At 69.1% G+C, this 23,801-nt stretch carries 16 protein-coding genes; 8 read left to right on the top strand and 8 right to left on the bottom strand.

All coding sequences use genetic code 11. The features are described from left to right. Window positions 1–28 precede the first annotated feature (28 nt). From ASC70_RS10325 to ASC70_RS10340, 4 genes are all read left to right on the top strand, one after another. Window positions 29–610 (top strand): RNA polymerase sigma factor, encoded by a 582-nt coding sequence (locus ASC70_RS10325; RefSeq protein ID WP_056049694.1) that lies wholly within the window; start codon window positions 29–31, stop codon window positions 608–610. Continuing rightward, window positions 585–1,529: a FecR domain-containing protein gene (locus ASC70_RS10330; protein WP_056049697.1), complete on the top strand. Its 945-nt coding sequence runs from the start codon at window positions 585–587 to the stop codon at window positions 1,527–1,529. The genes ASC70_RS10325 and ASC70_RS10330 overlap by 26 nt, the downstream gene beginning before the upstream one ends. 113 nt (window positions 1,530–1,642) lie before the next feature. Continuing rightward, the gene (locus tag ASC70_RS10335; RefSeq protein WP_082539606.1) at window positions 1,643–4,714 is read left to right on the top strand and encodes a TonB-dependent receptor; all 3,072 of its coding nucleotides are present in this window, start codon (window positions 1,643–1,645) and stop codon (window positions 4,712–4,714) included. An 85-nt stretch (window positions 4,715–4,799) separates the two neighbouring features. Beyond that, the gene (locus ASC70_RS10340) at window positions 4,800–5,912 is read left to right on the top strand and encodes a pectinesterase family protein (protein ID WP_056049699.1); all 1,113 of its coding nucleotides are present in this window, start codon (window positions 4,800–4,802) and stop codon (window positions 5,910–5,912) included. Between the two features lies 1 nt (window position 5,913). On the opposite strand, the gene ASC70_RS10345 is transcribed toward ASC70_RS10340, so the two are convergent. Next, entirely contained in the window at window positions 5,914–6,540 is a 627-nt protein-coding gene (locus ASC70_RS10345; RefSeq protein WP_235519335.1) for a TetR/AcrR family transcriptional regulator, read from the bottom strand. A gap of 108 nt (window positions 6,541–6,648) precedes the next feature. Here ASC70_RS10345 and ASC70_RS10350 point away from each other — a divergent pair, with 108 nt between their 5' ends. The 3 genes from ASC70_RS10350 to ASC70_RS10360 are packed head-to-tail and all read left to right on the top strand — an operon-like array spanning window position 6,649 to window position 10,854. Further along, window positions 6,649–8,088: an efflux transporter outer membrane subunit gene (locus ASC70_RS10350; RefSeq protein ID WP_056049703.1), complete on the top strand. Its 1,440-nt coding sequence runs from the start codon at window positions 6,649–6,651 to the stop codon at window positions 8,086–8,088. A gap of 56 nt (window positions 8,089–8,144) precedes the next feature. Continuing rightward, window positions 8,145–9,272: an HlyD family efflux transporter periplasmic adaptor subunit gene (locus tag ASC70_RS10355; protein ID WP_056049706.1), complete on the top strand. Its 1,128-nt coding sequence runs from the start codon at window positions 8,145–8,147 to the stop codon at window positions 9,270–9,272. Window positions 9,273–9,297: 25 nt separating this feature from the next. Beyond that, window positions 9,298–10,854, top strand: a complete 1,557-nt coding sequence (locus ASC70_RS10360; protein WP_056049709.1) for a DHA2 family efflux MFS transporter permease subunit — start codon at window positions 9,298–9,300, stop codon at window positions 10,852–10,854. Here ASC70_RS10360 and ASC70_RS10365 read toward each other — a convergent pair. Further along, the gene (locus tag ASC70_RS10365; RefSeq protein ID WP_056049713.1) at window positions 10,851–14,168 is read right to left on the bottom strand and encodes an ATP-binding protein; all 3,318 of its coding nucleotides are present in this window, start codon (window positions 14,166–14,168) and stop codon (window positions 10,851–10,853) included. The two genes, ASC70_RS10360 and ASC70_RS10365, sit on opposite strands and share 4 nt — an antisense overlap. A 364-nt stretch (window positions 14,169–14,532) precedes the next feature. Here ASC70_RS10365 and ASC70_RS10370 point away from each other — a divergent pair, with 364 nt between their 5' ends. Further along, entirely contained in the window at window positions 14,533–15,495 is a 963-nt protein-coding gene (locus ASC70_RS10370) for a glucokinase (protein ID WP_047409473.1), read from the top strand. Between the two features lie 24 nt (window positions 15,496–15,519). Here the strand turns inward: ASC70_RS10370 and ASC70_RS10375 are convergent, their stop codons facing one another. The 6 genes from ASC70_RS10375 to ASC70_RS10400 all read right to left on the bottom strand — a co-directional run bounded on the left by ASC70_RS10375 (window position 15,520) and on the right by ASC70_RS10400 (window position 23,775). Further along, on the bottom strand, window positions 15,520–16,749 hold the full coding sequence (locus ASC70_RS10375; RefSeq protein WP_047409470.1) for a hypothetical protein: 1,230 nt from the start codon (window positions 16,747–16,749) through the stop codon (window positions 15,520–15,522). A gap of 111 nt (window positions 16,750–16,860) precedes the next feature. Next, window positions 16,861–17,214 (bottom strand): PilZ domain-containing protein, encoded by a 354-nt coding sequence (locus tag ASC70_RS10380; protein ID WP_056049716.1) that lies wholly within the window; start codon window positions 17,212–17,214, stop codon window positions 16,861–16,863. A 146-nt stretch (window positions 17,215–17,360) separates the two neighbouring features. Further along, window positions 17,361–20,375: a TonB-dependent siderophore receptor gene (locus ASC70_RS10385; RefSeq protein WP_235519336.1), complete on the bottom strand. Its 3,015-nt coding sequence runs from the start codon at window positions 20,373–20,375 to the stop codon at window positions 17,361–17,363. Window positions 20,376–20,545: 170 nt separating this feature from the next. Continuing rightward, complete coding sequence (locus ASC70_RS10390) at window positions 20,546–22,351, bottom strand: amidohydrolase family protein (RefSeq protein ID WP_056049723.1); 1,806 nt, start codon at window positions 22,349–22,351, stop codon at window positions 20,546–20,548. A gap of 111 nt (window positions 22,352–22,462) precedes the next feature. Next, a complete protein-coding gene (locus ASC70_RS10395) occupies window positions 22,463–22,960 on the bottom strand; it encodes a DUF421 domain-containing protein (RefSeq protein ID WP_056049725.1) in 498 nt (165 codons plus the stop codon). A 44-nt stretch (window positions 22,961–23,004) separates the two neighbouring features. Continuing rightward, window positions 23,005–23,775: an SDR family NAD(P)-dependent oxidoreductase gene (locus tag ASC70_RS10400; RefSeq protein WP_056049727.1), complete on the bottom strand. Its 771-nt coding sequence runs from the start codon at window positions 23,773–23,775 to the stop codon at window positions 23,005–23,007. Window positions 23,776–23,801 lie beyond the last annotated feature (26 nt).

Below are 23,801 nucleotides of genomic sequence, written 5' to 3' on the forward strand. Positions count from 1 at the left end.
TGAAGACCAAGAACAAGGGCGAGGAAACGTGTCGGAGGGACGCGCGCGCATCGTGGCGTGGCTGGGGCGGGAGATCCTGCCCCATGAGGCCGCCGTGCGCGTCTGGCTGCGGCGTTCGTTCGCCGCCGCCGGAGACGTCGACGACATCATCCAGGAGACCTATTGCCGCTTGGCCGCCCTCAGCACCATCGATCACATCAGCGAGCCGCGCGGCTATTTCTTCCAGGCCGCGCGCAGCGTCGCGCTGGAGCAGATCCGCCGCGCCCGGGTGGTGCGCATCGAGACCGTCAGCGAGATCGAGGCGCTGGACCTGGCGCTGGAGGATCCGTCGGCCGAGCGCATCGTCTCGGGCCGGCGCGAGCTGGAGCGGGTGCGGAAACTGATCGCGGCCCTGCCGGAGCGCTGCCGGCGGATCTTCGAGATGCGCAAGATCGAGGGCGTGCCTCAGCGCGAGATAGCCCGGCGGCTGGGCGTAACCGAGCACGTCGTCGAGAACGAGGCGGTGAGGGGGCTTCGCGCCATCCTCGCCGCTATGACCGAACAGGACGCTCCAGCTGGAGCCAAGGGACGAAAAGAGACGACCGATGGCCGAACGCGAAAGCGCCGCTGACATCGAGGCGGACGCCGCCCGATGGATGGTCCGCGTCGACCGTGACGGCGATGATCCCGGCGTCCGCGCCGAACTCGAGGCGTGGCTGGCCGGCGACCGCCGACGCATCGGCGCCTATGCGCGGGCCGAGGCTGGCTGGACACACCTGGACCGCGCCCAGCTCCTGGCAAACGACGTAGCGGCCACGCCGCCGCTACTCCGTCGCCGGAGCCTGGTCGGCGGCCTGGGCGCCTTGGCCGCCGGTATCGTGGGCGTCGTCGTGGCGCCGCGCCTGTTGTCCCGACGCTACGGCACCGCCCTGGGCGAGATCCGACGGGTGCCGATGACCGACGGCTCGGTGGCGGCGATCAATACCAGTTCCGAGCTGGAGGTCGCCATGCGCGGCAACCTGCGCGCGGTGAAGCTGGACCGGGGCGAGGCCTGGTTCGAGGTCGCCAAGGATCCGTCGCGCCCGTTCGTGGTCGAGAGCGGCCCGGTGCGGGTGCGGGCGGTCGGCACGGCCTTTTCGGTCCGCAAGCGCGAGGGCGGCAGCGACGTCCTGGTCACCGAGGGTGTCGTCGAGGTTTGGACCCGCGACGGCAAGACGCCGCCCCGCCGGGTGAGCGCTGGCCAGCGGGTGTTCGCCGACAACAGCCTGGGCGTCCTGACGCCGCCCAAGGCGGAGGTTGACCTCAACCGCCAGCTGGCCTGGCGCGACGGCCAGATCGTGCTGGACGGCCAGACCCTGGCCGAGGCGGCCGCCGAGTTCAATCGCTACAACGACCGCAAGATCGAGGTGGCCGACCCGCGTCTGGCCGACGAGCGCTTCGTCGGATGGTTCCGCACCAACGACCCCGAGGGCTTCGCCGAGGCCGCCGCGACCACTTTCAACGGCAAGGTCAGCCTGCGTGACGACGCCATCGTCCTGCGGGGCGGCTGAGGGTCATTTCGAAAAAATTCGGCGATCGCTGACGGAAACCGGTTTCCGCCGCATCGCTCCAGACAGGCGTTCCCAGAAGCGCCGTTTGAACGAAACATAGAGGGAGGGGCCGCATGCGAACGGCGCTGCGTCACCACAACACCAAGTCCTGTTTGATGCTGGCGGCCGGCGCGACGACCCTGCTGGTCGCCGCTGGGGCCCACGCCCAGGTCCGCAAGTTCGACGTGCCGGCCCAGGCCGCCGCCACCGGCATCCCGCAGTTCGGCAAACAGGCCGAGCTGCAAATCCTGGCCCCGCAAGGCGCGGTCCAGGGCAAGCGCGTCAACGCCGTGCGCGGCGCCTACACCGTCGAGGAAGGCCTGGCCCGCCTGCTGCGCGGGGCCGACCTGACGGTCGTCTCCAACAACGGCCGCACCGCCGTGCTGGGCCAGACCGCCTCGCTGCAGCTGGCCTCCACCGTCCCCGTGCCGCTGCTGGCCGCCCAGGCCGTGTCGCCCGTCGCCGCGCCGCAAGAGGAGGCCGCCTCCGAGGTCGAGGCAGTGGTGGTCACCGGCTTCCGGGCCAGCCTGCAGAGCGCCATGAACCTCAAGCGTCGCGCCAATGGCGTGGTCGACGTGATCAAGGCCGAGGACATCGCCGACTTCCCCGACGCCAACCTCGCTGAGTCCATCCAGCGCGTGCCCGGCGTCTCGATCGCCCGCGACGCCGGCGAGGGCCGCCAGATCACCGTCCGCGGCCTGGGTCCGCAGTTCACCCGCGTGCGCATCAACGGAGTCGAGGGCCAGAGCACGACCAGCGGCACCGACAGCTCGGGCGGCGCCAACCGCAACCGCGCCTTCGACTTCAATGTCTTCGCCTCGGAGCTGTTCAACAGCATCACCGTGCGCAAGACCGCCTCCGCCCAGACCGAGGAGGGCTCGCTGGGCGCCACGGTCGATCTGCAGACCGGCCGGCCGTTCGACTACAAGGGCGCGACCTTCGTCGTGTCGGCGCAAGAAGGCTACAACGACCTCTCCAAGTCGTGGGACCCGCGCCTGGCGGTGCTGGCCTCCAACACCTGGTTCGACGGCAAGCTCGGGGCGCTGGTCTCGGTGGCCTACACCAAGCGCGAGCTGCTGGAAGAGGGCCACGGCTCGGGCGGCTGGCTGAACGGAACCGAGGTCGGCGGCTACAGCCCCGCCTCGACCTTCGCCCAGGCCAGCTCGGCCACGACCTTCTCGCCGCGCTTCCCGCGCTATGGCCGCTTGACCCACAACCAGGAGCGCCTGGGGCTCACCGGCTCGTTCCAGATGCGGCCGGACGACCGCACCCTGATCGGCCTCGACGTCCTCTATTCGGATTTCAAGGCCACGCGCGAGGAGAACTGGCTGGAGGCCCTGTCGTTCGCCCGCAACGCCTCACAGGGCGGCCGGCCCGAGATCGTCGTCCGCGACGGCGTGATCAACGCCAAGGGCGACATGGTCTACGGCCTGTTCGACGACGTCGACGTCGAGAGCGAGACCCGCTTCGACAAGCTGGACACGCAGTACACCCAGGCGACCTTCACGGCCGAGCACGAATTCGGCGACCGCTTCAAGCTGAGCGGCCTGCTGGGCTTTTCGAAGTCGGACTTCGACAACCCGGTCCAGACCACGGTGATCCTGAACCGCGAGAACGCCGACGGTTTCTCGTACGACTACCGGGTCAATCCGAACCTGCCGCTGATGAATTTCGGCTTCAACGTCGCCGATCCGCTGGCCTACAACTTCGGCGCGGCGCGCTCGGAGATCCGCCTGCGGCCGCAGGGCGTGACCAACAAGATCGCCACCTTCCAGCTCGACGGCGACTATCGGATCAACGACGGCCTGCGTCTGAAGCTGGGCGTCAACGCCAAGACCTACAACTTCGACTCCTGGGCCCAGGCGCGGGTCAACGAGTCTGTCGTGCCGACCCTGCCGGCCGGCGTCACCCTGGCCAGCCTGACCAAGCTGGTTTCGGGCTTCGGCCACAATCTCGGCGCGCCGTCAGGCGTGCCGACCAGCTGGGCGGCGCCGGACCTCGACGCCTTCGCCAGGCTCTACAACATCTATAGCGGCGCGGGCCTATTCGAGCTCAGCGGGGCCAGCAACGCCAATGCCCGCGGCAACATCCGCAGCGTCGAAGAGAAGGACAGCGCCGCCTACGCCCAGCTGGACTTCCAGACTGATCGCCTGGCCTGGCCGATCCGCGGCGACCTCGGCGTTCGCTACGTCAAGACCAAGCAGAGCTCGACCGGCTACCAACTGGTGGCGGGCGCGGCCCAGCAGACCACGGTCAAGCGCGACTATGACGACGTCCTGCCGGCCCTGAACATCACGGCCGAGGTGACGCCCGACTTCCTGCTGCGCTTCGGCGCGGCCAAGGTGATGACCCGTCCGAACCTGGGCAGCCTGACCCCCGGCGGCAGCCTGTCGACCGTCGGCGTGTTCAGCGTCAGCTCGGGCAATCCGTATCTGGAGCCGATCCGCGCCACGACCTACGACCTGTCGGCCGAATGGTACTTCGCCAAGGACGCCCTGCTGTCGGTCGGCCTGTTCTACAAGGACATCGAAAGCTACATCCAGACCTCGCGGATCTCGCAGCCGTTCAACGCCTCGGGCCTGCCGCTCAGCCTGCTGGACGGCCTGGGCGTCTCGGCCGGCGACACCTTCCTGTTCAGCCAGCCGGTCAACACCAAGGGCGGTCCGCTGAAGGGGATCGAGGTCAGCTACCAGCAGCCGTTCAGCTTCCTGCCGGGCGTGCTGCGCCACACGGGGGCGATCTTCAACGTGACTCTGGTCGACTCCAAGATCGACTACATCTCGGCCCGCTCGCCGACCGGCTTCGTGCAGAACGACCTCGTCGGCCTGTCGAAGAACGCCTTCAACGCCACGCTGTACTACGAGGACAGCAAGTTCAGCGCCCGCGTCTCGGGGGCCTATCGCGACAAGTACCTGACCGCCGTCCCCAGCGGGACCAGCACCAACGACATCGACGGCGTGCGCTCGACCTTCACCGTCGACGCCTCGGCCTCGTACGCGATCAACAAGCGCTTGAAGGTGACGTTCGAAGGGCTGAACCTGACCGACGAATTCAACGACCAGTACACCGATAGTCGCCGCGACAGCGTCTATGTCTATTCGCACACCGGCCGGCAGTTCAATTTCGGGCTGCGGTATTCGTTCTAGGTCTCGGGATCGTCTCCTCCCCCCGAGAAATCAGGGCGTCGGCTGTCCTCCCGGCCGGCGCCCGCCCCCTTTTGGAAGATGCGTGATGTCGCTGATGTCTCCTTCGCGCCGGGACGCTCTGGCCGGCGCTGTCGCCCTGGCTTCCGCCGGCTCCGCCGTGGCGGCGCCGCGCTATGACGCCGTGCTTTGGCGCGGGCAGGGGAAGGCGCCCGTCGCCGCGCCGAACTATCCCAGCCTGTCGGCGGCGGTCGCGGCCGCGCCGGCGAACGGAACCAAGCCGTTCCGGATCCTGGTGACGCGCGGCGTCTGGGACGAGCAGGTCTTTATCGACAAGCCGTTCGTCCATCTGGTCGGCGAGGACCGCAAGGCCTCGGTGATCAGCCATCTGGCCGCCTCGGGGCTGACCGCGCCCGACGGCAAGCGCTGGGGCACGTTCCGCACCCCGACCCTGTTCGTCCGCGCGCCGGACTTCACCGCCAGCAACCTCACCATCCAGAACGCCTTCGACGGCCTGGCCGAGATGATCAAGCCCGGCGGCCTGCACTCGCACGACGGGGCCGGCCCGCAGGCCGTGGCGCTGATGCTGGACAAGGGCTCGGACCGGGCGCGGCTCACCGAGGTGGACGTCCTCAGCTACCAGGACACGCTGTTTCCGGACGCTGGCCGCGGCCTGTTCGAGCGCTGCCTGATCACCGGCAGCTACGATTTCATCTTTGGCGCGGGGATCGCTTTCTTCCGTGATTGCGAGATCCGTTCGCGGCCCCGGCCCGTGGATCCGATCGATGGCTACATCGTCGCGCCCAGCACCCGCATCGACCAGCCGTTCGGTTTCGTGTTCCAGCACTGCCGCCTGACCAAGGAGCCGGGGACGAAGAAGGGCTCTGTGTATCTGGGGCGGCCGTGGCGGCCGTCGTCGCAGTTCCCGGACGGCCGCTATGGCGACCCGAAATATGTGGGGGCCAGCGCCTTCCTCGACTGCTGGATGGACGACCATATCGCTCCGGCCGGCTGGACCGAGATGTGGTACACCGGCAAGGACGGCAATCCGCGCACCATGCTGCAGCCGGAGGCCGTCCGGTTTTCCCAATATCGGCCCCGTGGCCCCGGCGCGGCGGCCTTCCCGCGTGGCCGCACCCTGACCCAAACAGAGGCCAAGGCAATGAGCATCGACGCGGTGCTGGCGGGCTGGAAGGTCTAGTTCAGGCGGCGCGGCGACCGAAGGCGGCGAGGAAGGTGTCGACCGCCGCCGCGACTTCGGTGTCGACCTCGGCCGGGGTGGGTTCGCCGACATAGTTGGTCAGGCGGGCCTTCAGCAGACGGTTCTGGCAGAGGCCGATGAACTGATGGGCGGCGACGACCGGATCGGCCGCCTGGATATGTCCTTCGGTCCGCATCCGCGCCAGGAAATCGCCCAGGATCGCCGCGCCTCGCCGAGGCCCGGCCTCGTAGAAGGCCTTGCCCAGATCCGGCGAACGCTCGGCGGCCGCCACAATCAGGCGGAAGTGGCGCATGTTGCGGTCCGACAGCACGTTGGACAGGTAGCGGCGGCCGACATTGGTCAGGACCGTCTTCAGATCCGCGCTGTCGTCCAGCAGGCCGAACATCACGTCGCGCTGCCAGTCGCAATAGCGTTCGATATGGGCCTGGAAGATTTCTTCCTTACTTTTGAAGTAGTTGTAGAGCGTGCTCTTCGAGCCGCCGACCCGCGCGGCGATGGTCGACATCGAGGCTGCGTCATACCCTTCTTCGAGGAAAACCTCGGCGGCGACGTCGAGGATGGCCTCACGGCGGGCGTCGCGATCCAGGCGGGGTTTGGCGTCGATCATCATAATTCTTCCAACCGTACGGTACGGTCACCTTGACGGTGCGGCAAGTGCGGCATATTTGCGGCTACGCATATGACTATACCGTACGGTCACATCAAGGCGCCGCCCATGCCGTCTCTTTCCGCCGCCGCTCTCCGTCGTCACGGTCCGTATCTCGCGGCCGCCAGCGCTCTGGTGCTGGCCGCATGCGCCAGCCTGCCGCCCGCCCAGCCGGCGCGGATCGCCAAGGCGCCGCAAGCCTACGAGGCCGCCCACACCCTGGCCGCGCCCGCCGCCGAATGGCCGGCCGACGCCTGGTGGCGCGGCTATGGCGACACTCAGCTGAACGCCTTGGAGGATGAGGCCCTGAAGGGCTCGCCCAGCCTGGCCGCCGCCGAGGCCCGCCTGCGCCGCGCCCAGGCCCAGATCGCCCAGGCGCGCTCGGCTGACCTGCCGCGGGTTTCGCTGGGCGCCAGCGCCGCCGAGGCCAAGCAGAGTTACAACGCCGGCATCCCGCCGGCCTTCGTGCCGCACGGTTATAACGACATCGGTCGCCTGGCCCTCGACTTCAGCTGGGAGCTGGACTTCTGGGGCCGGAACCGGGCGGCCGTCGCCGCCGCGACCTCGGAAGCCAAGGCCGCCCAGGCCGACGCCGCCCAGGCGCGCCTGACCCTGTCGACCGCCGTCGCCTCGACCTATGCCGAGCTGGCCCGCCTCTACGCCCAACGCGACGTCGCCGAGCAGGCCGTGCGCCTGCGGCAAGAGACCAGCGACCTGGTCGCCCGCCGGGTCGCCAACGGCCTCGACACCCGCGCCGAGAGCGAGCAGGCCAGGGCGGGGCCACCGACCTCCAAGGCCGAGCTGTCGGCGCTGGACGAGCAGATCGCCCTGACCCGCAACGCCCTTGCCGCCCTGGTCGGCGCCGGCCCCGACCGAGGCCTCGCCATCGCCCGGCCCGGCGCGACGACGCTGAAGCCATTCGGCCTGCCGGCCAACCTGCCCGCCGACCTGATCGGCCGCCGTCCCGACGTGGTCGCCGCCAAGTGGCGGGCCGAAGCCGCCACGGCGCGCACCCGCCAGGCCAAGGCCGCCTTCTATCCGGACATCAACCTGGCCGGCTTCGTCGGCGTCCAGTCCCTCTATCTCGACAAGCTGTTCTCCAGCGGTTCGGACATCGGACAGGTCGGCCCGGCCCTGCGCCTGCCGATCTTCGAGGGCGGGGCCTTGCGCGCCGGCCTGCGCGGGGCCGAGGCCGACCGCGACGCGGCGGTGGCCGCCTATGACGGCGCCCTGACCCAGGCCCTGCGCGAGGTCGCGGACGCCGCCGCCAGCGAGAAGGCCTTGGCTTCGCGCCTGACCGACGCGCGTTCGGCCCTTGCGGCCAACGAGAACGCCTATCGCATCGCCCGCCTGCGCTACGAAGGCCAGCTGTCGACCTATCAGTCGGTGCTGCTGGCCGAGCAGTCCGTGTTGGCCCAGCGCCGGGTCGTCGCCGACCTGGAAAGCCGCGCCTTCGCCCTCGACATCGCCCTGGTCCGCGCCCTCGGCGGCGGCTTCACCGGCGCCTGAACCCCGATCATCACAGCATCCGCTCGCCCAACATTCGCTTGCTAGGACTTCCTCACATGTCCGACACCGCTCAACCCGCCGCCGCTCAGAACGCCGCGAATGGCAAGCGCCGTCGCCAACTGACCCTGCTGGGCGGCGCCGTCGCCATCGGCCTGGTCGGCTACGGCGCCTGGTGGCTGGCCTTCGACTCCCACTTCGTCGAGACCGACGACGCCTATGTCGGGGCCGAGACCGCGCAGGTCACCGCCCTGTCGCCCGGCCCCGTCGCCAAGATCTTCGTTTCGGAGACGCAGAGCGTGAAGGCCGGCGATCCGCTGATCGTCATCGATGACGCCGACGCCCGTATCGCGGTCGCCCAGGCCGAAGCGGCCCTTGGCCAGGCCGAGCGCAAGGTGAAGACCTATTTCGCCAGCGACACCGCTCTGCTGGGCCAGTTCGACGCTCGCCAGGCCGACGTCCAGCGGGCCGACGCCCAGATCCTGGCCGCCAAGGCCGACGTCGAGCGGGCTCGTATCGACCTTTCGCGCCGTCAGGCCCTGGTGGGCGAGGGCGCCGTCTCGGGCGACGAGCTGACCACCGCCCAGAACCGCCTCGCCAACGCCCAGGCCGCCCTGACCGTCGCCCAGGCCGTCCGCGCCCAGGCCCTGGCCAGCCGCGAAGCCGCGGTCGGCACGCGCGAGGCCAACACCGTGCTGATCTCCGGCGCCTCGGTCACCGAGAACCCGGAGGTGAAGGCCGCCCAGGCCCGGCTGGACGCCGCCCGCCTGAGCCTGGCCCGCACCGTGGTCCGCGCCCCGACCGACGGCGTGGTCGCCCGCAAGTCGGTGCAAGTCGGCCAGCAGGTCGCCGTCGGCGCGCCGCTGATGTCGGTCGTCCCGACCACCCAGGCCTATGTCGACGCCAACTTCAAGGAAGTGCAGCTGGACAAGGTGGTCCCCGGCCAGCCGGTGATCCTGGTCTCGGACCTCTACGGCGGTCGCGTGAAGTTCCACGGCAAGGTCAAGGGCCTGGCCGGCGGCACCGGGTCGGCCTTCTCGCTGATCCCGGCCCAGAACGCCTCGGGCAACTGGATCAAGGTGGTGCAGCGCGTGCCGGTGCGGATCACCCTGGACCCCGCCGAACTGGCCAAGCACCCGCTGCGCGTGGGCCTGTCGATGAAGGCCAAGATCGACGTCGCCAAGTAGGTCAGAGTTCCCGAGGAGCCGCCCCATGGCGTCCGAACAAACCCAGGCGGCCGGTCCGCCGCCGATGACCGGGATCCTCCTGGCCGTCACCTCGATCGCCCTGGCGCTCGGCACCTTCATGCAGGTGCTGGACAGCACCATCGCCAACGTCTCGATCCCGACCATCGCCGGCAATCTGGGCGTCAGCTCCAGCCAGGGGACGTGGGTGATCACCGCCTTCGCCGTGGCCAACGGCGTCTCGGTGCCGCTGACCGGCTGGCTGATGGGCCGCTACGGGGTGGTCAAGACCTTCGTGGCCTCGGTGATCCTGTTCACGGTCGCCTCGTTCCTGTGCGGGGTCTCCTGGAACCTGTCGTCGCTGATCTTCTTCCGGATCCTGCAAGGCGCGGTGTCGGGACCGATGATCCCCGGCTCCCAGGCCCTGCTGATCATGATCTTCCCGCCGAACAAGCGCGGGACGGCCCTGGCCATCTGGTCGATGACCACCCTGGTGGCCCCGATCTGCGGGCCGATCCTGGGCGGCTACATCTCGGACAACATCTCCTGGCCGTGGATCTTCCTGATCAACGTGCCCGTCGGCATCCTCTGCGCCGTCGTCTGCTGGCGCAACATGGCCAGTCGCGAGACCCCGACCCGCAAGCTGCCGATCGACCGCACCGGCTTCATGCTGCTGCTGGTCTGGGTCGGCGCTCTGCAGGTCATGCTGGACACCGGCAAGGAGGCCGACTGGTTCTCCTCGCCCGCCATCGTCGTCGAACTGTGGATCGCGATCATCGGCTTCGTGGCCTGGGTCATCTGGGAGCTGAACGAGAAGCACCCGATCGTCGACCTGTCGCTGTTCCGCTCCAGCAATTTCGCGATCGGCACGCTGGCCTTCTGTCTGGGCTACGCGGTGTTCTTCGGCAACAACCTGCTGCTGCCGCTGTGGCTGCAGACCCGGATGGGCTACATCGCCACCTGGGCCGGGCTGGTGGCCGCGCCGAGCGGCGTGGTCGCGGTGTTCCTGACGCCGTTCACCGCGCGGCTGATGGCCAAGGTCGACGCGCGCTGGCTGGCGACCCTGTCGCTGGCCGCCTTCGGCCTGTCGTTCTACATGCGCTCCGGCTATACGCCCGACGCCAGTTTCACCGTGCTGGTCATGCCGATGCTGGTGCAGGGCGTGGCGATGAGCACCTTCTTCATCTCGATGGTGACCATCTCGCTGAACGGCATCCCGCCGCAGCAGACGCCGCAAGCCTCGGGCCTGTCGAACTTCTCGCGGATCACCGCCGGCAGTTTCGCCGCCTCGCTGGCCACGACGATCTGGGACCGCGGCGAGGCCGTCCACCAGACGCGGCTGGCCGAGACCATGGGCGCCACCAACCCGGCCTGGGTCGACGCCGTGGGCAAGTTGCAGGCGGCGGGCATGACCCACCTCCAAGCCGTGGGAGCGGTCACCCAGCAGGTGATCAACCAGGCCTATCTGCTGGCGGCGCTGGACTTCTTCCGGGTCTCGGCATGGCTGTGCGTGATCCTGATCCCGATCATCTGGCTGACCCGCAAGGCGATCAGCGGCGGCGGGGCGCACGCGGCGGCGGACTAGGTCTCCGCCAGTCCGACCTTTGCCGACAGCGGCAGGCGGATCGCGCAACGCAGTCCCTCGGGCAGGAAGCGAAGGTCGACGCCGCCGCCCAGTTCGCGCGGCAGGCCTTGCTCCAGCAGGCGCGAGCCGAACCCCCGCCGCGAGGGCGGCGCGACCGCGGGACCGCCCGTCTCGCGCCAGTCGATGATGATCTCCCGCGTGTCGCCGTCCAACGCCCAGGCCACCTCCACCCGACCGTCGGCCGTCGTCAGCGCGCCGTATTTGGTGGCGTTGGTGGCCAGCTCGTGGAACGCCATGTTGACCGTGACGGCGGCGTTGGGTCCCAACCGGACGGACGGGCCCGTCAAGACCATGCGCTCCTGCTCGCCGGCCGGAAGATGCACCTCCAGGGTGCGGCGGATCACGTCCATCAGGTCCGCGCCGCGCCAGGCGCTCGCCGTCAGCAGTTCGTGCGCGCGCGACAAGGCGTGGATCCGCGCCTGGAAAGTATCGGCGAAGGCCGTCGGATCGCGGGCGTATCTCAGCGTCTGGAGGGCGATCGACTGCACGCTGGCCAGGGTGTTCTTGGCCCGGTGGTCCACCTCGGCCAGCAGCAGGGTCTGACGCGCCTCGGCGGCCTTGCGCTCGGTGATGTCCAGGGTCACGCCGGCGATGTGGACCGCGCGGCCCTGGTCGTAGGTCGCGCGCCCTCGCGCCATCACCCAGCGGACGCCGTCGTCCGGGCTCTGGATCCGATACTCGACCTCGAGATCCTCGCCCGAGGCGATCGCATGCTGGATCTCGCGATCCCGGCGTTCACGGTCCTCCGGATGCACGCGCGCGACGACGTCGTCATAATGTTCGAACGGGTCGTCGGGGCGCAGCCCGAACAGGGCGCGGCAGTGGTCGGAGACGGTGATGCGGCGGGTGGCGACGTCCATCTCCCAACTGCCCAGCCGCCCGGCTTCGAGCGCGAACTCCAGCTGCTGTTGGCTCTGACGCAGCGCCGCGCGGCCGCGTTCGGCGATCATCTCGGCCCGCAGGGCCTGCTCCCGGCGCGCGGCCTGGCGACGTTGGCGGGCCAGGCGCACCGCCCCGTCGACCCGGGCCCGCAGCTCGCGCGCGCTGAACGGCTTGACCAGATAATCGTCGGCCCCGGCGGCCAGGCCCTCGACCCGCGCCTCCTCGCCGGCCCGGGCCGACAGCAGGATGACCAGCAGCCCTTCCAGTCTGGTCTCGGCGCGCAGAGCCGCCAGCAGGCCGAAGCCGTCCAGCCCCGGCATCATCACGTCGCTCAGCACCAGGTCGGGCGGCGGACCGCGCAGCGCCGCCTCCAGGGCCGCGCGACCGTCGGACACGGCCTCGACCGCGTAGCCGCCGGCTTCGAGCAGCCGTTTGACGTAGGCGCGCATGTCGGCGTTGTCGTCGGCCAGCACCACGCGGGGGCGGCCTTCGACCAGGCCGCCGAAGTCTTCCGCCGCCTCCGGCACGTCTGACGGAACAGCGTCCTCGGCATCGGGCAGCCATCGCATCGCCTCGGCGACGAAGGCTTCGGCGTGGACGCTGGCGTCGCTCAGGGTCTCGCGGTTCGAGACCTGGTCGCGCGGCAGATGCGCCGCGCCCAGCGGCAGGCTGACCGTGAAGGCGCTGCCTTCGCCGAGCTGGCTGCGCACCGACACCGCGCCGCCATGCAGCTTGGCCAGCTCCTCGACCAGGGCCAGGCCGATACCGCTGCCCTCGTGGGTGCGTCCGCCCTGACCCTCGATCCGGTGGAAGCGCTCGAACACGCGCGGCAGTTCGGCGTCGGCGATGCCCACGCCAGTGTCCTCGACAATCAGCTCGACCCGCCCGTCCACGCGATGCAGGCGAACCGCGATCCCGCCCTCCAGCGTGAACTTGAAGGCGTTGGAGAGCAGGTTGAGGACGATCTTCTCCCACATCTCGCGATCGACATTGACCGGCTCCGGCAACGGCGGGCAATCGACGACCAGGGCCAGGCCCGCGCGCTCGCAGGCCGAGCGGAAGTTGCTGGCCAACTCGGCGGTCAGGCCCGCCAGGTCCGTGGGCTGGAAGGCGGCGCGGGATCGGCCGGCCTCCACGCGCGAGAAGTCCAGCAGCGAATTGACCAGCTTGAGCAGGCGCAGGGCGTTGCGGTGGGCCACGGCCAAGCGCTCGCGCTGGGCCGGGGGCAGGTCGTCGCCCGCCTCGAGCGCATCCTGGATGGGCCCCAGCATCAGGGTCAGCGGCGTGCGGAACTCATGGCTGACGTTCGAGAAGAACGCGGTCTTGGCCTGATCGAGGGCGGCCAGCATCTCGGCGCGCTGGCGGGCTTCCTCGTAGCCGCGGGCGCTGGCTAGTCCCGCGCCCAGGGCCGAGGCCAGCAGGCCGAGGAAGCCCCGATAGGCCTCGTCCAGCGGCAGGCGGGCGCTGGCGCCGACCATCAGCAGGGCCTGCGGCCGCGCCATGTCGGGCGCGGGGATAGGGAAGGCCAGGGCGACGCTCGGAGATTCTTCGTACGGGCCGCGCGCGGCGCCGTGTCCGGGTTGCGGCAAGGCGACTTCGATCGGCTCGCGCGCCATGGCCAGGGCCTCGACGGGCCAGGGCGCGGCGGCGTCTTCCGGCAGAACCGCCGGCGCGATGGGGTCGTCGGGCGCGACACCGGCGGACCCCGCCAGACGATAGGAGCCGTCCCGGGCGTCCAGCGCGTAGAGCAGGACGAACGGCAGGTCGAAGGCGTGCTCGGCGATGATCGCCAGGATGTTGTCGAACACCTGCCGGGTGGTGCGCGCCTCGGCCAGGCGGGCGTTCAGGTCGCGCAACAGCCGCGCGCGGCGCTCGGCCAGCATGCTGGCGGTGGTCTCGGTGACCGGGTGGAACAGCCCGCCGATCCCGCCGCTCTCGTCGCGGATCGGGCTGAGCGAGAAGGTGAAGAAGGTCTCCTCCAGATAGCCGTTGCGGAACAGGAACATCCGCTGGTTCTCGAGGAACGAGGTCTCGCCGGCCAGGGCGCGGTGGAACGGTTCGCCGATCGCCGGCCAGGCCGAGGCCCAGGTCACGGTATAGGGCTCGCCCAGCGCCTGCGGGTGGGCCGCGCCGCAGACCACGCGATAGCCGTCGTTGTAGATCTGGCAGTGCTCGGGACCCCAGATGATGTTGATCGGGAAGTTCGAGGCCAGGCAAAGGCTGACGGTGGTGCGCAGGCTTTGCGGCCAGGCGTCGATCGGGCCCAGCGGGGTCGTCGACCAGTCGGTCTCGCCGATCAGCCGCGCCATCTCGCCGCCCCCGGAGAGGAAGGCGGAGTCGCCCGCGACCCTGACGCCGTTACGACTGTTCATACCCTGGTCCGAGACCGGCCACGCCGCCGGAGGAGATGCTCGTGGCGACGGCCGATCCCGAAACCGTATCGACCGGTTTGGGGGCGGGCAACGCCGATGGCGAGCCCGGCTTCGACTGCGCGCGGAGCGGGAGCTGTCGAAAAGCGATCGCCATCGCCGCCGGCCAAGGCTTTTCGGACGCTAGCGCCTTCGTAGCCTGCGACGACGCGCCGCAGGGGCGGAGGCCTTCGATGTCGACGCGGGCATGGGCGGGACTAGCGCTCGCAATGACCAAAGTCTTTTGTCGTACCGGTTGCGACGCTTTCGCGCATTGGCCCATAGTGTGACTCCGGCGACTGTGCTTCCGTCGGAGGAGATCGATCGCATGACTTTGCCGCATGATCCGGTCCCACGTGTACTGTTGGCGGACGTGGACGGCCGCGACGCCAGGATCGTGCTCGCCGAGCGCGGATCTCCGCCGACCGAGATCACGACCGTCGCGTGCGCGAGCCAAGACCAATTGATCGCCATCCTGGCGGCGACCCGCACCGCGTTTGGCGGCCAGGTTCTTGGCGCCGCCATCGCCGCGCCTGGCCCCAGCCTCGACGGCGTCATCCAGCTGACCCATTCGTCGATGCGCCTGGAGGCGGCGGTTCTCTCCGAGCGGCTCGGCCTGGATCGCCTGCACCTGGTCAACAATTTCACCGCCAGGGCCTTGGCGGTGCCGCTGCTGGGGCCCGACGCCATGGAGCAGATCGGGGGCGGCTTTCCGCATCGGGACGCGCCCGCCGGCGCGATCGGGCCGTCCGCGACGGGTCTGGGCATGTCGATCCTCAATCCCGACGGCTTCGTCGGCTGGATGGCCGCCGCCGCCGAAGGCGGGCACGCTGACCTGGCCGCCTCGAACGACCGCGAGGCCGACGTGATCCGTGTGCTGCGCGAACGGCATGGCCACGTCTCGGCCGAATGCGTCCTGTCGGGCGAGGGCGTGCTGGACGTGGCGCTGGCTCTATCGACCCTGGCCGGGAAGCCCGAGCGTCCTGAAAATCTGGAAGTGCTGCTGGCGGCCGCCCGGAGCGGCGACCCGCTCGCGCGCGAGGTCTTCGCCCTGGTCTCGGGATGGCTGGGCGCGGTGTCGGGGAACCTAGTCCTGACCGCCGGCGCGCGCAGCGGCGTCTACATCATCAGCGCGACGGTGCTGTCCTGGGGCGAGATGCTGGACCGCGCCATCGTCCGCGAGCGCTTCGAGGCCAAGGGGCGGATGGCCGCCTATCTGCGCGACGTGCCGTTCTATCTGGTCAATGAGCCGAACTGCGGCCTGCTGGGCCTGTCGGCGCTGTTCAACTAGAGCGTGGCGGCCGAACCGGCCGCCTCACACCACGTCGACCCAGTTGCGATAAGGCAGGTTGAGCGCCGGGCAGGCGACTTCGCCGGTCGGGGCGTTCGACAGGGGAGCGATCATCGGGCCGCTGAGGAACGGGGCCTTCAGGCGGCGGCAGAGGTCCAGTTCCTTGAGGCTGTTGACCATCGCCACGCCCTGCCAGACCCGCTTGGCGCGATACATGGCCGGATCCTTCAGGAAGCGGGTGATCGTCGCCAGCCGGGCGCGTTCGTCCGCGCCTTCCAGCACCAGGGTGACGCTGTGGACGGCGCCGGCCGGCAGGCTCTCGATGCGGAAGCCCGGGTCCTTCACGTGCAGGTCGATCAGCGAGAAATAGGGATTGAGGAAATTACGGATCTGGCCGATCGCGCCGTACGACGGCTCGCGCGGCACGTCATAGACGCTGGCGGCCATGCGGGGGCGCAGGCCGCGCGGAAACTTCTCGATATACGACCGGTAGCTCTCGCGCACCGACGGCTTGATCAGCGACGAGAAGCAGAACGGCAAGAAGATGTAGCCCGGCCGTTGCTGGCTCAGCTGTTCCAGAGCCGAGTCCAGACAGGCCTGGTCGCGGGCGACCACGTCGGCGTCTTCGATCGCGCCGAAGCCGACATCGTCCCAGGCCTTGCGCCAATCGACGCCGCTGCCGACGAAACGCTCCTTGGTCAGATAATAGATGCCCCACCAACCGGTGTTCGGCGCCGCGACGTCCAGGAGTTCGTCGATGCCGCCCAGCGGCGGCTCCGGCTCGATCGCCGCCAGTTCCTCGGCCGGCGGCGCGCCTTCCAGCGGGCCGCCCGGAGGCGCGATGCTGGTGACGGAGTCCGGCGTGATCTTGCAGACCCGCCCGGAGAACTGGCCGTCGTCCTCGCCGGCCAGCAGCGCCTTGAGCACGTCGGCATGGGTGCTGGCGAACCGCATGACGTCCGTCTGGTCGCCTTCGAACATCAGCAGGGCGATGTCGCCCTCGCCCTTTTCGCCGAACATCTTGAAGTGCAGGTCCCGCGCCAGCTTCTGCAGCTCATGGGCGTCCAGCCGCGTCGCGCGGGGATCGGCCAGCACGAAGGAGTAGGGGGCGACGAGACCATAACGTCGCGGCCAGACCCACTCGGTCTCCAGATAGGCGCTAGCGACCTTGGCCACGAGCGTGGCCATGGTTTCGGAATCGGCGAACCGCAGATCCTCGCCGACGAAAATCTTCAGGCAGGCAATCGCTGTCATGCACCTAGGATGGCGGGTTTATTGTCTGAAATCCATTAGGAGTTGCGGTCCCGTTGTCGCGGCTAGACGTCGCAAGCAGGGCGAGGCCCGGTAGCGGTGCGCGCTAAGGCCCTACGAGGCCCAGCGGCGCGAGGGGCGGTCCTCGTCGCGACACAGGTCGTTGGCGGACCTGATGACGCGATAGCGTACGCCTTCCTGAATGAAGCGGACGCCGATCTCGGTCTCGCTCCGCCAGACGACGGCGACCCGGTGGCTGAAGCCGGTGGCCGGATCGACCAGGACGACGTAGCGCGGAAGCGTCGCGCCCTTGCCGACCACGATCCGCGCGCCGCCCTCGGACACGTCGGCGAAGGCGCACTTTCGCGCGACGGCGCCGTCGCCGACATAGACAGGACTATGGTCTTGGTAGCGGGGATGGGCCCGACGGTCCGCGCCGTCCGCACTGGAATCGATGATCGACGTCATGATCCAAACGCTAGGACGCGGAGGGTTAATCGACGTTATCGTCCAGGTTGCGGCGTGTTGTCCCACGCGAGCCGCGCGTGGTCCAGTTTCCGCGAGCTCGGCGCTCGAGGAAGGTCGCGCTCCCCCGAAGGGGAGCGCGGTAGGCGTTAGAAGCTCTTGCGGATGCTGGCGTAAACGTACCGCCCATAGGGTTGGTACATCGCGCCGAGATAGCCGTTCGACGACAGGGGCGGGGCCTCGTTCGTCAGGTTGCGCACGCCCAGCTTCAGGCGGGTGTTGGCCGCCCAGCCCTCGGTGAAGGCGTACTGGCCGTAGACGTTCGTCGTGATCTGGGAGTCGATGATCCACGGGGCGCCAAGCGAATCCAGCAGGGCCGTTTCGTCGACGTCCGACAGGTACTGGGTGAACACGCCGATCGACACCTGTTCGAGGCTCCAGGTCGCCGAGGCGGTCCACTTCCAGTCCGGCTTGCCGTTTTGACGGATGTAGCTGCCGCCGCCGTTGATCGTGGTGCCGGCGTTGATCGTGCCCGCGCCACGCGCCGCCAGCAGCGCCGCGATCTGCGGCGACGGCTGCTGGTAGAACTTGATCAGGTGGGCGCCGTTGATCGTGACGTCGAAGTCGCCGAACCGCGTGCCGTGCTTGCGCCACATCACGGCGACGTCCACGCCGCGGGCTTCCTGCGGCAGGGTGTTGACGTACTGATCCTTGACGTAGAGCACCGTGCCCACCGGGGCCAGGCCGGTGCCGGCGAAGGCGGCGATGTCGTCGGCCGTCGGATTGGCGCGGACCACGTTGGCGTTCGACCCGCCGCCGACCCGCTGCAGATAGTCCTGGATCAGGGCGTTGCCCTCGCCGAACAGGCCGACGATGCCCTTCTGCTTCACACGCCAGTAGTCGGCGGTGAAGGTGAACGAACCGAAGTCGGACGGGATGAACTTCGGCTCGAACACGAAGCCGAAGCCCATGGTTTCGGAATCTTCCGGCTTCAGGTCGGGGTTACCCGAGCGCTGCGCCTGGACGCTGAGCGTGCGGGTGCAGTTGCTGAAGCTGGTGATCCGCCCGGCGCGCAGGTCGGCCTCGCAGCGCACATAGTCGGTGCGGGTGTTGGCGCGGGTGACGACGGTGGCGTTGATCTGCTCCAGGTTCGGGGCCTTGAAGCCCTGGGCCCAGGAGCCGCGCACGCGGAAGCCGTCGACCAGGTCCCAGGCCACGGCGACCTTGGGCTTGGCGACCGAACCGACGTCGCTGTACTTCTCGGCGCGGCCGGCCAGCTGGACCTCGACGCTGCGGACCAGCGGGATGTCCATCTCCGGCGAGATCACCGGCACGGCGAACTCGATATAGGCCGAGCTGACCTTGCGCGAGCCCTTGGTGTCGGGCGACGGGCTGGTGCCGATCAGGTCGCTGCCATAGACGAGGCCAGTGACCGCGTTGGTGTAGGTGATCGTGCCGTCGACGTGCGCGTCGCGGTCGTCGTGCTGGGTCTCACGGCGCCATTCGACACCGGCGGCCACGCCGACGTCGCCGCCGGGCAGTTGGAACAGGTCGGCCTTCGAAACCCGGAAGTCCCACGAGGCCAGCGAGCTGGTGCTTTCGCGGATGGACTTGATGCGGATCGCGTCGATCGCCGCCTGGCTGCTGGGCGTGGCGTCGCCAACGCTGGGATTGGCGACCGTGCCGCCGTTGAACGGGTTGTAGGCGTCGGGCGTGGACAGGGCGAGCTGCTTCTGCAGCGCCGTGGCGCTGATGCCGTCCGAGACGTCCTTGACCTTGGCTTGCGAGTACAGCAGCGCCGACTCCCACTTCCAGCCCAGGGCCTGGCCGCGCAGGCCGGCCAGGAAGCGGGTCTGGTCGTTGGTGACGTCGACCCGCTGCTTGCCCACATCGGCGAAGTCGTAGCTGGTCAGGGTCACGGCGAGACCGCCAGCGGGAGCGTTGATCCCCGCCAGGCGGTTCGGATTGGCCGCGCCGTTGGCGAAGGTGACCGGACCGAAGGGGTTCCAATAGTTGGAGGTGGGCGCGGTCAGCACCTGGGCCGAGGTGGTCGTCACCGGGGCTTGGAAGGACCGCGTCTTGGCGTGATAGACGCCGACCTCGCCAAAGGCGGTGATGGAGTCGGTGACTTCGTAGTTGCCGCTGACGAAGACGTTGAGGCGCTTCAGCGCCGGCATGACCGTCAGGTCGCTGGCGGCGGCGTCGTAGCGCAGGTTCCGATCCTCGCCCGAGGTGGCCAGCGCGCCGTCATCGATGCTGATGCCCGCGCCGACGGTCGCCAGGCTGCCCGGGTTGCTGGTCGGCTGGACGTGGAAGGCGCCGGCCGAGCTGGTGATCAGGGTCGTGCCGACCCGCACCGCCGAGGCGGCCGTGAAGCTGCCCCACGGGGTCGTTGTAATGCGGCCGTCCAGCGTCGCGGCGCTGTCGAACCGCGTGCCGCTGAACAGGACGCGCTTGTCGGCCGAGGCGGTGTAGGTCTGGTCCAGCGACCGCAGGGCGGTGCGCTTGTCGTAGCCGACATAGGCGGTCACGTTGCCGCGTTCGAAGTTGTGGCCGAACAGGCCGTTGAACTCGTATTCCTTGAGGTTCGTGCCCTTGGCGGCGCCGTACTGGGCCTCGACGTCCACGCCGTCGAAATTGTCCTTCATCACGGTGTTGACCACGCCGGCCACGGCGTCGGTGCCGTAGATGGCCGCCGCGCCGTCGCGCAGCACTTCCAGGCGCTTCAGGCCCGAGGTCGGGATGGCGTTGGTGTTGTAGGTGAGGGTCGGCACCAGGCTGGTGCCGTCGGCCTGGCTGGTCGGGTGGGCGACCACGCGGCGGCCGTTCAGCAGCACCAGGGTGTTGCCCGAACCGAGGTTGCGCAGGTTCACCGAGCCGATGTCGCCGCGGGCCGAGTTGCTGCTGCCCGGCAGATAGCTCGAGTTGTAGTTCACGTCGCCCATCTGCGGGATGGCGCGGAACAGGTCGTCGCCCGAGCTGGCGGCCACGGCGTCCAGCTGCTTGGCGTCGACGACGGTGACGGGCAGGGCGGCGGTGGCCTTGGCGCCTTCGATCCGCGAACCGACGACGACGATTTCCTCGACGGTGCTGTCCGGGGCGCTGGCGGTCTGGGCGACGGCCTGGCCGCCCCAGGCCGCGCAAAGCGCTGAAGTCGCAAACATAGTCGCGCGAAGCGCTCTGGAATTAGTCATGAAGCAGTCCCCTCACTTGAAGTTTTCGCTTTAGACAGCAAATTCGTAAATACAACGTGTCGTCGTTTTTATGTAATGCTTATGGGTTGGTTGTATCGTTGCTATCTATGCTAAGTATTTCTGAAAGTGGATAAATCTGATCAGTAGAGATCGACGTTATCTATTTCCATCCACAGTTTCTCGCCGCCTTTGCGGCCGCCCATGAACTCGACCTCGGTCAGGTCCGAGCCGGTCCATTCGCCCTTGGGGCCGCGTTCTCCGGCCGGCTTGAGGGCCGAGAACGGGATCTCCACGGTCTTCCAGGCCGAGCCCGCCGAGAACGGCGCCGACCAGCGGCCGCCGGCCGTGCTGACGCCCAGCGCGTAGTCGCCGTCGCCGCGCACCTCGAAGCGCACGCCCTTGAAGGCGCGGGCGTCGACGGGTTGGATCGAGCCGCGCGTCAGCGGGATGATCACCCCGGCGTAGGGCCTGGGCTTCATCGACATGCGAGCGTTGATCGACAGGGCGTGGCCCTGGTCGCCGCGAGCGATTACCTGGCTGACCTCGACGGTGCGGTCGAGGCCGCCGTCGGGATCGTCGGTGCGCAGGGTGTCGAGGCTGGAGCGGCCGTCGGCGCGCTCGAAATCATCGATCGCGGGCTTGGCCGGGATCGAGGGCAGGGTCGTGGCCTGGTTGGCCGTCATCGGCGGCGCGCCCGGGCCGAAGACCAGCTTGCCGTCGATCAGCACCCGGTCGGTCTTGCGCACGTCGCCGATGGTCTTCCAGGGTTCGCCCTTGATCAGGACGAGGTCGGCGCGCTTGCCCTTTTCGATCGTGCCGCGATCGCCCAGCAGGTTGATCACCTTGGCGCTGAGCGCGGTGCCGGCCATCAGGGCCTCCGTGGGCGTCAGGCCCGCGCGGACCATCAGCTCCATCTCGTGCAGGGTCGAGACGCCGTGGGGCGTGCCGGGCATGCCCGCGTCGGTGCCCAGGGCGATGATCACGCCCGCGTCGTGCAGCGCCTTGGCGTTGTGCAGGGCGTTGTCGAACTTCTTAAAGCTCTGCTTGACGCTGGGGCTCTCGTCCGGATCGCGCGGCGGCTGGCCCGGCTTGACGGGCTCGTAGACGGCCAGGGTCGGCGTGTCGGCCGTGCCGCCCGCCTTGAGGATGTCGATGGCCTCGGCGTCGAGGCGGCGGTCCTGCAGGCTGTGGGTGATGACGTCGACCTTGGCGCGGCCGGCGACCTCGCCGCGATCGACGCTGACGGTGTGGGTGAAGACCTTCAGGTCGTTCTTGTGGGCCTCGTCGACCAGGGCGGTCAGGGTCCACTCGTCCATGCTGGTGTTGTCGGGCGCGGTCCCGTAGCGCCAGCCGTCGGTGAAGGCCTTGATCAGGTCGGGCTTGTAGGGGACCAGCGCCTTGACCGCGGCGCGCGCCGCCTCGGGCGTGTTGACCCACTTGGTCGTGGCCGTGTCGGCCCAGTCGGCGCCGTGGCCGCCGGGCGTGCTCATGCGGGCCGCGAAATTGACGTGCGGGGCGACCAGGGTCGACAGCCACTGGCGGCGCGGCGCGAACGACTCGGGCGCGGCGTTGAAGTCGCTGACCGTGGTGACGCCGGCCGAGACATAGGCGGTGGCGATCTGCGGCGTGGTGGCGGGAACGCCGCCCGGCGTCCAGTGGGTGTGCAGGTCGAAGAAGCCCGGCAGCAGGGCCTCGCCCTTGGCGTCGATCACCTTGGCGTCGCGCGGCGCCTTCACGTCCGGTCCGACCTCGGCGATGCGCCCGTCGCGGATGATCACATTGGCCGGATGCGGCGCGGAGCCGGTGCCGTCGAACACCGTGGCGCCCATGATCGCGACCACGTCGGCATTGGCGGACTTGGCCGCCTGGGCGACCCCGAAGGCGGCCACGCCGAGGATCCCGGCCAGCGCCGTCGCGCCGAAAAAGCTTATCCGGACAGGCTTCATGATGGTGCGATCCCCTGGCGTCGCGCACTGCGATATCAGATCGACGGGTGAGACCACCGTTTCCGCCGGTCCGCCGCGAAACTTTTTGGATCTTGTACGGGTCCGCGCGCGCTAGGCGTCGTCCGGTTTGGGCACGACGCTGATCGTGCCGCCGGCTTCCAGCGTCGCCAGGCTGACGTCCTTGGCGTCGGCGGCCTGCTCCATGCGTAAGCCTTCGGCGAGGTCGGCGCGGCTGATCGCGTGCCGGCGCAAGGCGTCTTTATCGACGACGCCGTCGCGCACCAGAACTACCGGCGCGCCCTTGAACAGCCGTGCGACGACGTTCCATCGTAAGGTCGCCATGGCCAGCAGGCGATGCAGCACGACGACCACCAGGGTGGCGGCCAGCCCGCCGAAGAACGGCGCCTTGCCGGTCATCGCGCGGCTGAGGTTCGAGCCGATGATGATCGCCACGATGATGTCCAGCGGGGTGATCTGCGAGAATGTCCTTCGGCCGGCGACGCGGATGCAGACGACGCCGAACAGGAACAGCAGCACCGCGCGGACGCAAAGCTGGCCGATACTCGCCGCGCCGGTGTCGGGACCGATCAGAAGGCGGAAGGTTTCCATGCGGATCTAACGGACGTCGGACGGCGTGGTTCTCGGCGCTGAGCCTAGGCGCCTTGGCCCCAGTTGGTCTCCAGCCCGCCGTCGATCGTGAAGCTCTGGCCGGTGATGTAGTCGGCGTCCTCGGAGGCAAGATAGACCGCCAGCCTCCCGATCTCGCGCGGTTCGCCGGCCCGCTGCAGCGGGATGTTCTTCTTGATGTTCTCCCGACCCTCGGGGCTCTCGATCCGTTCCAGCGTCGGCGGCGCGCGCGTCAGGCCGGGGGCGATGGCGTTGACGGTCGTCCTCTGCGGGGCCAGCTCCAGCGCCAGGCCGCGCGTGAAGCTCAGCAACCCGCCCTTGGCGGCGTTGTAGGCGGTGTATTTCGGGCTGGGCGTGACCTCGTGCACCGAGGTGATGTTGATGATCTTGCCGCCGCCGCCGCGCCGCCGCACGAACTCGCGGCTGCAGAAGAATGGGCCGTAGAGGTCGACCTTGAGCATCCGGTCGAAGTCGGCCGTCGGGGTCTCGGCGAACGGGGCCTTTTTAATGTCGGTGGCGCCGGCGTTGTTGACCAGGATGTCCGGTGTGCCCAAGGCCTCGCCGACCCCGTCGAACAGGGCGCTGACCGAAGTCTCGTCGGCCTGGTCCAGGCGCGTGACGAACGCGCGGCGACCGCACGCCTCGACCTTGCGACGGGTCTCGGCCGCGCCGGCCTCGTCGTGCAGATAGGTGATGGCCACGTCCGCGCCTTCGCGGGCCAGTTCCTCGGCGATGCCCTGGCCGATCCCCGAGTCCGATCCGGTGACGATCGCGATCCTGCCGTTCAGCTGTCCCATGGCGTGGTCCTCCTGCCGTTGCGCCA

It is taken from the genome of Caulobacter sp. Root343, assembly GCF_001425745.1.
GTDB lineage: Bacteria > Pseudomonadota > Alphaproteobacteria > Caulobacterales > Caulobacteraceae > Caulobacter.

What these genes read in the sequence shown, in the direction of transcription:
- ASC70_RS10330 (WP_056049697.1), top strand. Translation starts at nt 585, where the DNA reads ATGGCCGAACGCGAAAGCGCCGCTGACATCGAGGCGGACGCCGCCCGA.
- ASC70_RS10335 (WP_082539606.1), top strand. Translation starts at nt 1,643, where the DNA reads ATGCGAACGGCGCTGCGTCACCACAACACCAAGTCCTGTTTGATGCTG.
- ASC70_RS10340 (WP_056049699.1), top strand. Translation starts at nt 4,800, where the DNA reads ATGTCGCTGATGTCTCCTTCGCGCCGGGACGCTCTGGCCGGCGCTGTC.
- ASC70_RS10345 (WP_235519335.1), bottom strand. Translation starts at nt 6,540, where the DNA reads ATGATCGACGCCAAACCCCGCCTGGATCGCGACGCCCGCCGTGAGGCC.
- ASC70_RS10350 (WP_056049703.1), top strand. Translation starts at nt 6,649, where the DNA reads ATGCCGTCTCTTTCCGCCGCCGCTCTCCGTCGTCACGGTCCGTATCTC.
- ASC70_RS10355 (WP_056049706.1), top strand. Translation starts at nt 8,145, where the DNA reads ATGTCCGACACCGCTCAACCCGCCGCCGCTCAGAACGCCGCGAATGGC.
- ASC70_RS10360 (WP_056049709.1), top strand. Translation starts at nt 9,298, where the DNA reads ATGGCGTCCGAACAAACCCAGGCGGCCGGTCCGCCGCCGATGACCGGG.
- ASC70_RS10365 (WP_056049713.1), bottom strand. Translation starts at nt 14,168, where the DNA reads ATGAACAGTCGTAACGGCGTCAGGGTCGCGGGCGACTCCGCCTTCCTC.
- ASC70_RS10370 (WP_047409473.1), top strand. Translation starts at nt 14,533, where the DNA reads ATGACTTTGCCGCATGATCCGGTCCCACGTGTACTGTTGGCGGACGTG.
- ASC70_RS10375 (WP_047409470.1), bottom strand. Translation starts at nt 16,749, where the DNA reads ATGACAGCGATTGCCTGCCTGAAGATTTTCGTCGGCGAGGATCTGCGG.
- ASC70_RS10380 (WP_056049716.1), bottom strand. Translation starts at nt 17,214, where the DNA reads ATGACGTCGATCATCGATTCCAGTGCGGACGGCGCGGACCGTCGGGCC.
- ASC70_RS10385 (WP_235519336.1), bottom strand. Translation starts at nt 20,375, where the DNA reads ATGTTTGCGACTTCAGCGCTTTGCGCGGCCTGGGGCGGCCAGGCCGTC.
- ASC70_RS10390 (WP_056049723.1), bottom strand. Translation starts at nt 22,351, where the DNA reads ATGAAGCCTGTCCGGATAAGCTTTTTCGGCGCGACGGCGCTGGCCGGG.
- ASC70_RS10395 (WP_056049725.1), bottom strand. Translation starts at nt 22,960, where the DNA reads ATGGAAACCTTCCGCCTTCTGATCGGTCCCGACACCGGCGCGGCGAGT.
- ASC70_RS10400 (WP_056049727.1), bottom strand. Translation starts at nt 23,775, where the DNA reads ATGGGACAGCTGAACGGCAGGATCGCGATCGTCACCGGATCGGACTCG.